The sequence below is a fragment of the Acidisphaera sp. S103 genome, from assembly GCF_009765975.1.
Classification (GTDB): domain Bacteria; phylum Pseudomonadota; class Alphaproteobacteria; order Acetobacterales; family Acetobacteraceae; genus Rhodopila.
Map to the genome: position 1 here is coordinate 284,376 of NZ_LMUJ01000063.1, position 13,501 is coordinate 297,876.

Below are 13,501 nucleotides of genomic sequence, written 5' to 3' on the forward strand. Positions count from 1 at the left end.
AACGATTCAGTTATTTCGCCGCGGCTTCCCAAGCCAACCACAGTTAATCCAACCACCACCACCAAGAGAGTGAAATGAACGTCTCGGTCACCCCCGGTTTTGCCGCTTTCCGCCTGGCCTATGAAGCAGGACGCGGCAGCCTGGTGTGGCGCAAGACCGTGGCGGACCTGGAAACCCCGGTGGCGGCGTTCCTGAAGCTGGCACACGGCCAGCCCAATGCGTTCCTGCTGGAAAGCGTCGAGGGCGGCGCCGCCCGCGGCCGCTATTCGTTCATCGGCATGCAGCCCGACCTGGTCTGGCGCTGCCAGGGCGGCGTCGCGTCGATCAACCGCCACGCGCTATCGGCCCCGCACGCCTTCGTGCCGGAGACCAGGCCGCCGCTGGACAGCCTGCGCAGCCTGATCGCCGAGACCCAGCTCGACGTGCCCGCCCACCTGCCGCCGATGGCCGGCGGGCTGTTCGGCTACCTCGGCTACGACATGGTGCGGCAGATGGAGGTGCTGCCGGCGAAGAACCGCGACACCATCGGCGTGCCCGAGGGCATCATGCTGCGCCCGACGCTGTTCGCCATCTTCGACAACGTCAACGACGAGCTGACGGTGGTCACCCCCGCCTATCCGGCCGGCGACGTCTCGGCCGAAACCGCCTGGCAGCGCGCGCAGACCCGCCTGGATGCCGCCGAGGCCGCACTGGAACGGCCGCTGCCGCACCAGCCGCCGCCGGTGATGCTGCCCGATCCGCCGGCCCCCGCGTCCAACTTCTCCAAAGAAGACTTCATCGCCGGCGTCGCCCGCTGCAAGGAATACATCGCCGCCGGCGACGCCTTTCAAATTGTGCTCTCGCAACGGTTTTCCGTCCCCTTCGCGCTGCCGCCGTTCTCGCTCTACCGCGCGCTGCGCCGGATCAATCCGGCACCGTTCCTGTTCTACCTGGAGTTCGGCGGCTTCTCCATCGTCGGCTCCTCGCCCGAGGTCCTGGTGCGCCTGCGCGACGGCACAGTCACCGTGCGCCCGCTGGCCGGCACTCGCCGGCGCGGCACGACGCATGACGAGGACCAGGCGCTGGAAGCCGAACTGCTGTCCGATCCGAAGGAACGGGCGGAGCACCTGATGCTGCTCGACCTCGGCCGCAACGATGTCGGCCGGGTCTCCGTGATCGGGTCGGTGAAGGTAACCGAAAGCTTCATCGTCGAGCGGTTCAGCCACGTGATGCACATCTCCTCCAACGTCGAGGGCCGCATCCGCGACGGGCTGGACGCGCTGGACGCCCTGGTCGGCGGCTTCCCCGCCGGCACCCTGTCCGGCGCGCCGAAAGTCCGTGCGATGGAGATCATCGAGGAACTGGAACCCGACCGCCGCAACATCTACGCCGGTTGCATCGGCTATTTCGGCGCCAACGGTGCCATGGACACCTGCATCGGCCTGCGCACCGCACTGGTGAAAGACGGCATGATGTACGTCCAGGCCGGGGCAGGGGTTGTCGCCGACTCCGTCGCCGAAGCGGAATACGAGGAATGCCGCCAGAAAGCCCGAGCCCTGGTGCGCGCAGCGGAGGAAGCCGTACGCTTCGCCGCAGGGAAGGGCGGCGGCAACAACCCGGGGTAGACCTGTCCCGCCGAAGGCCAGGGAATCGGGAAAGGCAAGGCAAGGCGAGGGGCGCCGCCCCTCGACCCCGCCAAAGGCAGAGCCTTTGGAATCCATTCAGGTTTGGGGTGAAGGAGGGCCAACATGGACCTCGCAACCACCGAGTAGGCCCTCCTTCACCCCAAACCTCAACCAGGTTCCAAGGGGCCTCGCCCCTTGGCGGGTCCAGGGCAGAGCCCTGGCCTTCCTTCGCCTCACCCGATCGCCCTGGTCGCCGGATGGGACAAAGTCTCCGGATTGTCATGCACCGGATCGGCCGGTCGCCCGTTCAGGCGACCGGTGCCGTGCCCGGAGGCTGAATGCTGGCTCACTTTTCGCCGTCGTCCGACATCGTCGTTGCGATGCTGGTCTGTTGCTTCCTGCTGGTGCTGGCCTTCGAGGCGACGAATGGTTTCCACGACACCGCCAACGCCGTCGCCACCGTCATCTACACCAACGCGCTGCCCCCCGTTCCGGCGGTCATCTGGTCGGGCCTGCTGAACTTCATCGGCGTAATGGTGGGCGGCATCGCGGTGGCCTATACGCTGGTGGAGATCCTGCCGCCGGACGTGCTGACCCCGCCGGACGGTTCGCCCGCGGTGCCGATGCTGGTGGCGATCTTCGCCTCCGCGCTGTTCTGGAACGTGCTGACCTGGGCGTTTGGCATCCCCAACAGCAGTTCCCACTGCATCATTGGTGCTCTGATCGGCGTGGCGTGCGGCGACGCCCTGCTGCGATCCCGAGGCCTCGGTCAGGGCGTGGACTGGCACCAGATCGTCACCGTTCTGAAAGCCCTGGCGATTTCCCCCATCCTCGGCCTGCTGGGCGCCGGCGGCGCCTACGCGATCCTGCGCCTGGTCGTCCGCCGCGGCCGCCTGTTCGAGCCGCCGAGGGGCCGGGAACCTCCGGTCTGGTGGCTGCGCGGCCTGCTGATCCTGACCTGCACCTCGGTCAGCTTCTCCCACGGCACCAATGACGGCCAGAAAAGCATCGGCCTGATCATGCTGACGATCATCGGCCTGATGCCCGCGGCGTTCGCCCTCAACCCCGAGGTACCGCAACAGCTCGCCCAACTTGGTCAAAACGCCGCCGCCGCCATCCCGCTGATCCAGCACTACGGCGACGACCAGAAGGACCAGGCGCTGCGGGCGGCGGCAGCGCTGCACCAGGCCGGACCGGGCATCAGCGGCCAGGTCGAACCGGCACCGCTCGACCGAACCGCCGCCGCCGCCCTCCGCGCCACCCGGTCACGGCTGCGCGGCGACGTCTACTTCGTGCTGAGCGAAATGAAACACGTCGAGGAAACCCCCAACGCCAGCCCCGCCGACCGAGCCACCGCCGCTCGGTTGCGGAAGGACATGGGTCCGCCCGTGCAATACGCCCCGATCTGGGTGCGGGTGCTCAGCGCGCTGTGCCTGGGGGCCGGCACGATGGTCGGCTACAAGCGCGTCGTCCGCACCCTCGGCGAGCGGCTGGGCAAGCAGCATATGACCCCAGGGCAGGGGGCCAGTGCGGAGCTGGTCGGCTCCATCCTGATCGGCACCGCCGGCTTCACCGGCCTGCCCGTCAGCACCACGCACATCATCACCTCCGGGATCGCCGGCACCATGATCACCGGCGGCCAGGGCGTGCAAATCGGCATGCTGACCCGCATCGCGCTGGCCTGGGTGTTCACCTTGCCGGTCACCATGTTGCTGGCCGGCGGCCTGTTCTACCTGCTGGACAATCCGAATTTCTGAGTTGCCGCCACAACGCGGGCCTGCGTGATCAGCGTCGTCCACGACTGGTACGGGATCGGCAACGGATTCCCGTCCGGGGTCACCCCCATCGTGTCCATATACCCCACCAATACGTTCGGCGCCGGCCTGTTCACCGCCGGGAAACGATGCTGCTCATTTTGCCAGCGCACATACAGCAGCATGCCATCCCCGTACACCCGGATCGCTCGGCCGATCCGTTCCAGTTCCTGGCTGGTCAGCACCCGTCTGGCATGCTTGTACACAAAGATTTTCTCCGCCCGCCGCAAATCGTCCAACAGCTTCCGCCGCAGAAACGACAGGCGACGGCAGGTCTGCGCCAGCATCCGCTCCGCCGAGACCTGTCCCGCCGGCACATAGGTGTGCAGGCGGATGCCGAACCGCCGATCCACCGAGACATATTCATCCAGCGTCCCGCCGGTCGTTTCCAAGTCCGTTTGATCGGGTTCGCCGACACCCTCGAACCCGGTCTCCAGCGCGCTTGCCAATCCGTCCACGTCGATATCGGCCCAGCGCAGCAGGCCCAGCGGTTCCAGGCCCAGCCAACGCTGGAACAGCCCGAACTCGCATCCCAGCCCGAGGCCGCCCAGGCTCTCGAACCCGGCGGCGACCGCGGCCGCCTGCATTGCCGGCTGCGCCACGGACGGCGTCGTTTCCACCGGGTCGTACCCAAGCCCCAGCAGCCGGGTGCGCCGCTCGAACAACGGCCCGCCAACCGAGGCACTTGAACCGAACCGAACCTCGATCGCCCGCCATTGTTCCACCGCCCGATCCAGTTGCCCGCTACCGATCATGCCATCGAGCCGTGCCACATGCAGTTCGGCCGCCCCGGGAAACCGCTCGAGCGCGACGGCCAAACGCGCATCCGCTTCGTCCCACCGTCCGGCCGCCAGCAGCATCGCCACCCGTTCCCGCTCAATCGCCTCGTTGGGCGGATGCACCCGGTCCAGGTCGTCATAAACCGCGAGCGCGCGATCCCATTGCCCCTGTTGCGCCAGGTTGGACGCGTGCCGCCGAAGCAGGTCGGCCGAACCGGGAAAGCGCGCGCAGGCCGATGCCAGGCATTCCTCCACCCTGTCGAACAGAAGGTTGGCCGCCAGCGCATCGGCGAGATATCCGTGTGATTCCGGTTCGTCCGGCACCGCCGTCAGCGCCCGCTGCGCGCGTTCCAGGAACCCATGCACGCCGGCCGCCCCGATTTCGGCGATGTTCCGAACGAACGCACGCCATAATCGCCAATCGTTCGGATGTGCGGCGATGGCTTGCCGCAAGACATCGTCGCCCTCGGTGCGCCGCCCCATCCTGGCGAGCATATAGACCAGGCCCAGGGTGCCGAACGGCTGGTCGGGAAACCGGTCCAGCACGATCCGATAACGATCCGCCGCCGTCGCCCAGTCACCGCGATCGTCGGCGACAGCGGCGTATTCCAGCAGGAATCCGGGCTCCTGCCCAAACCGCTCGCGCTGCCCCTCCAGTACGCTGTCCGCCGCCGCAAACCGTTGCTGCCGGCGAAGGGCTAGGGCCAGGCCGGTGTGGGCCCAGAACGGAGCCTCATCCCGAACCAGATAGGCGCGCCATGCCTGCTCCGCCGCGGTCCAGTCCCCATCCGCCTCTGCCAGCCGGGCGATATCGTGATGCGGCTGCGCCATGTCCGGGAAGGCCGCGACCGCCTCCCTCAGCAACTGGCGGGCCCCCGCGATGTTTCCGAGCTGCCGCAGCATGCGCGCCTGTCCGCCATGCCCCTCCCACAGCGCCGGAAAGCGTGCCGTGGCGTCTTCCCATCGTCGCGCCGCCTCGGCCCAGTTTTCACCGCGTTCGGCCAGCCGGGCATATTCGAAAAACAGCCACGGCTCGCCGGCGAACCGAACGAACTGACCGGCCAGGACGGCGTCCGCCGCCTCAGGCTGGTCCTGTTCGCGCAGCGCGTTGGCCAGCCCGGTATGCGCCCACCACATATGCGGCGCCACCGCGAGAAAACCCCGCCAGTGGCGTTCGGCATCCGGCCAGTCCCGCATCGCTTCGGCAGCCCGCGCGGCATCGTGCAGCACCGCTGGCGAGGCTGGAAAGCGTTGGGCCGCCCGCTCCAGCACAGCCCGCGCCTCGGCCATCTGCCCACGCTCCCGCGCATCCCGCGCCGAGTGCAGCCAGTTCTCCACATCCGGCCCAAGGTCGGTATCCGTGCGATCGACTGGCGGCATGGGCACTCCCCTCAGCCTGTTCGCCGTCCATTTCACCGCGATCGGCACACAAGCGGCAAGCCATTCCGCCCTTGCGATTCCCCGAACCCGCGCGGATGATCCACCAAACGTTCAATGGGAAAGGCAACATCCATGAGCTCGCTGCGCGGCAACAACGGTCCCCGGTATCGCCACGTCCCCAACGACGCGACGCCCTATGAGACCATCACCATCGACAAGCTGACCCCGATCATCGGCGCCGAGATCGGCGGGGTCGACCTGTCCGTCCCGCTGCCCAACCATCAGATGGACGAAATCCACCGCGCCCTGGCCGAGAACAGCGTCATCTTCTTCCGCGACCAGCATTTGACTCAGGACCAGCATCTGTCCTTCGGCCGCAACTTCGGCAACCTGCACATCCACCCCGCCGCGCCGCACGCCCCCGGCCATCCGGAGCTGATGATCATCCGCGCCGACAAGGACAGCCCGCGCGCCAACGGCGAAGGCTGGCACAGCGACGTGTCCTGCGACACCGAACCACCGATGGGCAGTATCCTGTACATCCAGCAATGCCCGCCCCGCGGTGGCGACACCCTGTTCGCCAGCATGTACGCCGCCTACGAGGCCTTGTCCGACCGGATGAAGGCGTATCTGACCGGGATGACGGCGGTTCACGACGGCGAGGAGTCCTATCGCGGCACCTACGCCAATCTCGGGGTGGCCGACAAACCGGTGTACCCCAGGGCGGAGCACCCGGTCATCCGCACCCACCCGGTCACCGGCCGCAAGGCGCTCTACGTCAATCGCGGCTTCACCAAGCGCCTGTTGGGCGTGCCGCGCGACGAAAGCGCCGCCATCCTGGCGTATCTCTACGACCATGCCGAAAACCCGCTGTTCCAGTGCCGCTTCCGCTGGCAGGAGAACTCGGTGGCGTTCTGGGACAACCGCTGCGTCCAGCATCGCGCGATGTGGGATTACTGGCCGCACACGCGTTCGGGGTTCCGGGTGACGGTCGCCGGCGACAAGCCGGTTTGATCGTCGTTGTTTCCGCCTGACCCCTTAGCTTCCGACACGGCCTGGCACACACCCACCGTCACGGCCGCGCACACCCTCGCCGTCACGACCGGGCACACCCTCATCGTCATGGCCGGGCGTGTCCCGGCCATCTTCGCACCGGCGGACAAAGCGCGGTTGGCCGGAACGCCCCCAAACCGCGCTCACCCCGACATCCACGATCCCGCGGCACGCTGATGCCCCGGCGCCCCGCCCCCCGAACGCCGGCACCCGTGTCCGGTCCGATTCCTGCCATGACCGCCGATGCCGCGCGCACCGGATTCCTCACCTGGATGGAGCAGGAACGTCACGCCGCCGCCAACACAGTGGAAGCATACGGCCACGCTTTGGCCGGCTTCCTCGGCTTCCTCACCCGGCACCTCGGCGGCGAACCCGACCTCGCCGCGCTCGCGGCCTTACGCGCCGCGGACATCCGCGCCTGGCTGGCCGCGCTGGCGAACGACAAGCTGGTGGCGGCATCTCGAGCACAGCATCTCTCCGCGCTGCGAGGCTTCTTCCGCTACCTGACCCGCCGCCACAACGTCGAGATCGCCGCCGTCCGCCTGGTCTCCACCGCCCGAACCCGGCCGGCCCTGCCGCGCGCGCTGACCATCGACCAGGCCCGTGACGTGACCGACCACGTGGGCGACGTCGCCGACGATCCCGCGATCCAGGCGAGGGACATCGCGTTCTTCTCGCTGCTGTACGGCAGCGGCCTGCGGATCGCCGAAGCGCTGGGGCTGGATGTCCGCGACGCCATCGCCCTGCGGACCAGTTTGTCGCTGACCGTCATCGGCAAAGGATCGAAAACCCGGATCGTGCCGGTGCTGCCCGCGGTGCGCGCCGCGATCGAGGACTGGCTGGCCCTGCACCCCGACCGGCAATCGGACAGCCCGCTCTTCCTGGGCGCGCGCGGCAAGCGCCTGGACCCCGCGGTGGCGCAGAAGGTGCTGCGGACCTATCGCCGCCTCGCCGGGCTGCCGGAGCACGCGACCCCGCATGCGCTGCGGCACTCCTTCGCGACGCATCTGCTGGCCAGTGGCAGCGATCTGCGTTCCATCCAGGATTTGTTGGGCCACGCCAGCCTGTCCACCACGCAGCGCTACACGGCGGTGGACGACACGGCGCTGCTGGCGGTCTGGCGGAAGACCCATCCGCGCGGATAGCCCGGTTCCGGGCGCGAGGCCCCGAACCGTCCGCCCGCCTGAACGCGTTGTCACGTGTAACACAGGACAAAGAGAGGCAGGATATGGCATGGACGAAAGCATGCTGCCTGCTCGATCGCTTACGACCGTCGGCCTTCTGGTCGCTCTTGGTGCCATGCCCTCGATTTCGGCCGGACCTGGTTCGGCTCTGGCCCAGGCCGCCCATGCCGCGCAGGGCGACCCCATGGTCGTCACCAGCGACACGCCGGAATACTGCCTGCAATTGCTGGACCGGGTCAGCGAACTGGTGCGCCTGTCGGCCACGCCGATCCCGCGTGAGGTGACCGACCTGACGACCGAGGGCCACCGCATGTGCGAACATGGGCAGACCAGGGGCGGCATCATGCGCCTGCGCAGCGCGTTGGTGATCATGGAAAAGGGCGACGGCACCGCTTATCGATAGATTTTTTCTATCGTTGGATGGGTCCGCTTTCTTGCATTTGCCCAAGTGAGCGCCTCTAAATCTCGTACAAATACAAATTATATCGGGATCGGGAGGCCTGAATGGCCAATTACGAGCCATGGAATGCCGATCGTGCAGGCGCCATCATTGCCGGCTTTAGCGCCACAGAAGGCGCTTCCCTGCCGATTCTGCACGAACTGCAAGCCACATTCGGCTGCATTCCGCTGGAAGCCGAACCGCTGATAGCGTCGGCGCTGAACATCACCCGAGCCGAGGTGCACGGCATCGTCACCTTCTATCATGAATTCCGCCGCAAGCCCCCCGGCCGGCACGTCCTGCACCTGTGCCGGGCCGAAGCCTGCCAAGCGGTTGGTGCCGACGCAGTCGGTACCCATGCGCGGAATGCATTGGCCGTGGACTGGCACGGCACCTCGGCCGACGGCGCCGTGACGTTGGAGCCGGTTTTCTGCCTCGGTCTGTGCGCGACCGGCCCGTCCGCCCTGCTCGACGGCAACCCGGTCGGACGCCTGAATCCGGCCAGGATCGACCGGATGCTGGAGACGTTGTCTTGACCCGGATTTTCGTTCCCCGCGACGCCGCCGCGCTGGCAGTCGGCGCCGATGCAGTGGCAGCAGCCCTGGACGGCCACGCCGACATCGTACGCACCGGCTCGCGCGGCCTGTTCTGGCTGGAACCGATGATCGAGGTCGAAACCGCCGAAGGCCGCATCGCCTACGGCCCGGTCGAGGCCACCGACATCCCCGCGTTGCTTGCCGACGGCCTGCTAACCGCCACCGCGGAACACCTGCGCCTCGGCACCCCCGAAAAAATCCCCTTCCTGGCCCGCCAGACCCGTCTGACCTTCGCCCGCTGCGGCATCGTCGACCCGCTGTCGCTGGACGACTATCGCGCCCATGGCGGCCTGACCGGCCTCGAAAAAGCCCGCGCACTCGGCCCCGCCGCGACGGTCGAAACCGTGCTGGCATCCGGCCTGCGCGGCCGAGGCGGCGCCGGTTTCCCCACCGGCATCAAGTGGAAAACCACCGCCGAAGCGAAGGGCGAACGCAAGTTCATCGTCTGCAACGCCGATGAGGGCGACTCCGGCACCTATGCCGACCGCATGCTCTTGGAAGGCGATCCGTTCAGCCTGATCGAGGGCATGGCCATCGCCGCCTTCGCCGTCGGCGCCACCAAAGGCTACGTCTACACCCGATCCGAATACCCGCACGGCATCGCCACCTTCAACAAGGCACTGGCGATCGCCCGCACCGCCGGCATCCTGAACGCCGCCTTCGACATCGAGCAGCGAGTCGGCGCCGGCGCCTATGTCTGCGGCGAGGAAACCTCGCTGCTGGAAAGCCTGGAAGGCCGCCGCGGCCAGGTGCGTGCCAAGCCGCCGCTGCCCGCCCACAAGGGCCTGTTCGGCCAGCCGACGGTGATCAACAACCTGGTGACGCTCGCCACCGTCCCCTGCATCCTGCGCGATGGCGCCGAAGCCTACCAGGCGATCGGCATGGGTCGCTCGCGCGGCACGATGCCGATCCAACTGGCCGGCAACATCCGCCACGGCGGCCTGTTCGAGGCCGGTTTCGGCGTCACCCTGGGCGATCTGGTCAACGACATCGGCGGCGGCACCCTGTCCGGCCGTCCAATCCGAGCGGTGCAGGTCGGCGGCCCGCTGGGCGCCTATTTCCCGCCCTCCCTGTTCGACACGCCGTTCGATTATGAGGCGTTCGCCGCCAAGGACGGCCTGATCGGCCACGGCGGCGTCGTGGTGTTCGACGACACCGTGGACATGGCGCACCAGGCCCGCTTCGCCATGGAATTCTGCACCGCCGAATCCTGCGGCAAATGCACGCCCTGCCGCATCGGTTCAGTGCGCGGCGTCGAAACCGTGGACAAGATCCTCGCCGGTACCAATGTCGATGCCAACCTGGAATTGCTGCGCGACCTTTGCCACACCATGAAGTTCGGATCGCTCTGTGCGCTGGGCGGTTTCATCCCATATCCCGTGCTCAGCGCGATGAACTTCTTTCCCGAAGATTTTCAGCGCGGCCAACGCCTGGCCGCCGAATAACCGGCAACTGCCCCAATAAAAGGAAGCTCCGCCGATGAACAACATGGTGCGTGAGATCGACTACGGCACCCAAGCGATCACCTCTGAAACGATGGTGACGCTGACGATCGACGGCCGCCAGGTGACGGTGCCGGAAGGCACGTCGATCATGCGCGCCTCGATGGAAGCCGGCATCAAAGTCCCGAAACTCTGTGCCACCGACAGCCTGAACAGTTTCGGCAGTTGCCGCCTCTGCCTGGTCGAGGTCGAGGGCCGCAACGGCACCCCGGCCTCATGCACCACGCCCGTCGCCCCCGGCATCAAGGTCCACACCGTCAGCGATAAACTCAGGAAACTGCGGCGCGGGGTAATGGAACTCTACATCTCCGACCACCCGCTGGACTGCCTGACCTGCTCCGCCAACGGCAATTGCGAACTGCAGACCGCCGCCGGCGAGGTCGGGCTGCGCGACGTGCGCTACGGCTACGAAGGCGAGAACCATCTGTCCGCCGTGACGGACGGGTCCAACCCCTATTTCGACTTCGATCCGTCCAAGTGCATCGTCTGCTCCCGCTGCGTGCGCGCCTGTGAAGAAGTCCAGGGCACCTTCGCCCTGACCGTCCAGGGCAGGGGCTTCGAATCAAAAATCGCCGCCGGCATGGACGAACCCTTCCTGACCAGCGAGTGCGTGTCCTGCGGCGCCTGCGTACAGGCCTGCCCGACCGCGACGCTGATGGAAAAATCCGTCGTCGAAATGGGCCAGCCGGAGCATTCCGTCATCACCACCTGCGCCTATTGCGGCGTCGGCTGCAACTTCAAGGCCGAGATGCGCGGCGACCAGGTCGTGCGCATGGTGCCGTGGAAGGACGGCAAGGCCAATCACGGCCATTCCTGCGTCAAGGGCCGCTTCGCCTGGGGCTACGCCAACCACCCCGACCGCATCCTGAAGCCGATGATCCGCGAGAAGATCAGCGACCCCTGGCGCGAAGTCACCTGGGACGTGGCGATCGAACGCGTCGCCTCCGAGTTCAAGCGCATCCAGGCCAAGGCCGGCAAGGACTCGCTGGGCGTCATCGTGTCGTCCCGCTGCACCGACGAAGAAGGCTACCTGGTGCAGAAACTGGCGCGCGCGGCGTTCGGCAACAACAACACCGACACCTGTGCCCGCGTCTGCCATTCGCCCACCGGCTACGGATTGGGCAAGACCTTCGGCACCTCGGCCGGCACGCAGGATTTCGACAGTGTCGACGACTCTGACGTCATCATGGTCATCGGCGCCAACCCGACCGACGCCCATCCAGTGTTCGGTTCGCGCATGAAACGGCGGCTGCGGCAGGGCGCCAAGCTGATCGTCATCGATCCCCGGCGGATCGACCTGGTGCGCACCCCGCATGTCGAGGCGTCCTATCACCTCGCGCTGCGCCCTGGCACCAACGTCGCGATGCTGACCTCACTGGCGCATGTCATCGTCACCGAGGGCCTGGTCGCCAAGGATTTCGTCGCCGAACGCTGCGATACCGACGCGTTCAACGATTGGGCTGCTTTCGTGTCCGAACCGCGGCACAGCCCGGAGGCCGTGGAAGCCACCACCGGCGTCCCCGCCGCCCTGGTCCGCGGCGCCGCTCGGTTATTCGCCACCGGCGGCAACGGCGCGATCTATTACGGCCTGGGCGTGACCGAACACAGCCAGGGCAGCACCTCGGTCATGGCCATCGCCAACCTCGCGATGGCCACCGGCAATATCGGCCGCCGCGGTGTCGGCGTGAACCCGCTACGCGGCCAGAACAATGTGCAGGGCAGTTGCGACATGGGCGCCTTCCCGCACGAACTGCCAGGCTATCGCCACGTCAACATCCCCAGCGTCCGGGCGATCTACGAAGCCGAATGGGGCGTGAAGATCAACCCGGAACCCGGCCTGCGCATCCCCAACATGTTCGACGCGGCGGTGGAAGGATCGTTCCTTGGCCTTTACGTCCAGGGCGAGGACATCGTTCAATCCGATCCCGACACAAAACACGTCACCGCCGGCCTGTCGGCGATGGAATGCATCGTGGTGCACGACCTGTTCCTGAACGAAACGGCCAACTACGCGCATGTCTTCCTGCCCGGCGCCACCTTCCTGGAGAAGGACGGCACCTTCATCAACGCCGAACGCCGCATCAACCTGGTGCGCAAGGCGATGGAGCCGCGCGCCGGCCTGGGCGACTGGGAAGTGACCCAGGCGATCGCCAACGCCATGGGCTATCCCATGCACTACAATCATCCTTCCGAGATCATGGACGAAATCGCCCGCACCACGCCGACGTTCTCCGGCGTCTCCTTCGCCAGGCTGGAGCAGGAATCGATCCAATGGCCGTGTAACGATGCCGCGCCCGACGGCACGCCGATCATGCACATCGGTCATTTCGTGCGTGGTAAAGGCAATTTCGTCATCACCGAATACGTGCCGACCGATGAAAAAGTCGGCCCGCGCTTTCCGCTGCTGCTGACCACCGGCCGCACCCTGTCGCAATACAATGTCGGCGCGCAGACCCGCCGCACCGAAAACGTCGTCTGGCACGCCGAGGACGTGCTGGAGATCCACCCCCACGACGCCGAGGAACGCGGCATCAAGAACGGCGACTGGGTCCGCCTGCGCAGCCGGGCAGGGGAGACGACACTGCACGCGAAAGTCACCGAACGCGTCGCCCCCGGCATCGTCTATACAACCTTCCACCACCCGCTGACCCAGGCCAACGTGGTCACCACCGACTTCTCCGACTGGGCAACGAACTGCCCGGAATACAAGGTGACCGCGGTGCAGGTTTCCCCCTCCAACGGCCCCTCCGAGTGGCAAGTCGAATACCGCGCCCTGACCGCCGAGAACCGCCGCATCGAGGTCGCCCCGGTGGGCAAGTAAGGTGTTGGGCATGACCAGTCGGCACGTTGTCCCCGTCATGGCTCGGGACTCTCTTCCCGTCATGGCCGGACACCCCTCTCCCGTCATGGCCGGGCGCGTCCCGGCCATCCGCGCACCGGCGGCGACCCACCCCGTCATCGCGTTCACCGCCATGGCCCGGCACCCTCTCCCCGTCATGGCCGGGCGTGTCCCGGCCATCCGCGCACCGGCGGCGACCCACCCCGTCATCGCCCTTGGTGTCATGACCAGGCACCCTCTCCCCGTCATGGCCGGGCGTGTCCCGGCCATCTTCGCACAGACGGACGAAGCGCGGATGGCCGGGACACGCC

The 13,501-nt window shown here is 67.1% G+C and carries 10 protein-coding genes; 9 read left to right on the plus strand and 1 reads right to left on the minus strand.

Annotated elements, in window-relative coordinates; translation table 11 throughout:
- Window positions 1–74 precede the first annotated feature (74 nt).
- Both trpE and GSQ89_RS22075 read left to right on the plus strand, forming a co-directional pair.
- Window positions 75–1,604, plus strand: coding sequence for an anthranilate synthase component I (gene trpE, locus GSQ89_RS22070; RefSeq protein ID WP_158929237.1), 1,530 nt, complete (start codon window positions 75–77; stop codon window positions 1,602–1,604).
- Between the two features lie 341 nt (window positions 1,605–1,945).
- A complete protein-coding gene (locus GSQ89_RS22075) occupies window positions 1,946–3,361 on the plus strand; it encodes an inorganic phosphate transporter (protein WP_158929352.1) in 1,416 nt (471 codons plus the stop codon).
- Here the strand turns inward: GSQ89_RS22075 and GSQ89_RS22080 are convergent.
- Window positions 3,334–5,577: a tetratricopeptide repeat protein gene (locus tag GSQ89_RS22080; RefSeq protein WP_158929239.1), complete on the minus strand. Its 2,244-nt coding sequence runs from the start codon at window positions 5,575–5,577 to the stop codon at window positions 3,334–3,336. The genes GSQ89_RS22075 and GSQ89_RS22080 overlap by 28 nt on opposite strands.
- Window positions 5,578–5,709: 132 nt before the next feature.
- Here GSQ89_RS22080 and GSQ89_RS22085 point away from each other — a divergent pair, with 132 nt between their 5' ends.
- From GSQ89_RS22085 to GSQ89_RS38625, 7 genes are all read left to right on the plus strand, one after another.
- Window positions 5,710–6,591 (plus strand): TauD/TfdA family dioxygenase, encoded by an 882-nt coding sequence (locus GSQ89_RS22085; RefSeq protein ID WP_158929241.1) that lies wholly within the window; start codon window positions 5,710–5,712, stop codon window positions 6,589–6,591.
- A 272-nt stretch (window positions 6,592–6,863) separates the two neighbouring features.
- Complete coding sequence (locus GSQ89_RS22090) at window positions 6,864–7,775, plus strand: tyrosine recombinase XerC (RefSeq protein WP_158929243.1); 912 nt, start codon at window positions 6,864–6,866, stop codon at window positions 7,773–7,775.
- A gap of 88 nt (window positions 7,776–7,863) precedes the next feature.
- Window positions 7,864–8,217: a hypothetical protein gene (locus GSQ89_RS22095; RefSeq protein WP_158929245.1), complete on the plus strand. Its 354-nt coding sequence runs from the start codon at window positions 7,864–7,866 to the stop codon at window positions 8,215–8,217.
- Between the two features lie 101 nt (window positions 8,218–8,318).
- Window positions 8,319–8,789: a formate dehydrogenase subunit gamma gene (locus GSQ89_RS22100; protein ID WP_158929247.1), complete on the plus strand. Its 471-nt coding sequence runs from the start codon at window positions 8,319–8,321 to the stop codon at window positions 8,787–8,789.
- Window positions 8,786–10,294 (plus strand): NADH-ubiquinone oxidoreductase-F iron-sulfur binding region domain-containing protein, encoded by a 1,509-nt coding sequence (locus GSQ89_RS22105; protein WP_174254907.1) that lies wholly within the window; start codon window positions 8,786–8,788, stop codon window positions 10,292–10,294. Before GSQ89_RS22100 ends, GSQ89_RS22105 begins: the two co-directional genes overlap by 4 nt.
- Window positions 10,295–10,328: 34 nt before the next feature.
- Window positions 10,329–13,172 carry a formate dehydrogenase subunit alpha gene (fdhF, locus tag GSQ89_RS22110; protein ID WP_158929249.1) on the plus strand — a complete coding sequence of 948 codons (2,844 nt, stop codon included), beginning with the start codon at window positions 10,329–10,331 and terminating at the stop codon, window positions 13,170–13,172.
- A 10-nt stretch (window positions 13,173–13,182) separates the two neighbouring features.
- The coding region (locus GSQ89_RS38625; RefSeq protein WP_216856316.1) for a hypothetical protein at window positions 13,183–13,501 on the plus strand (319 nt) is incomplete at its 3' end.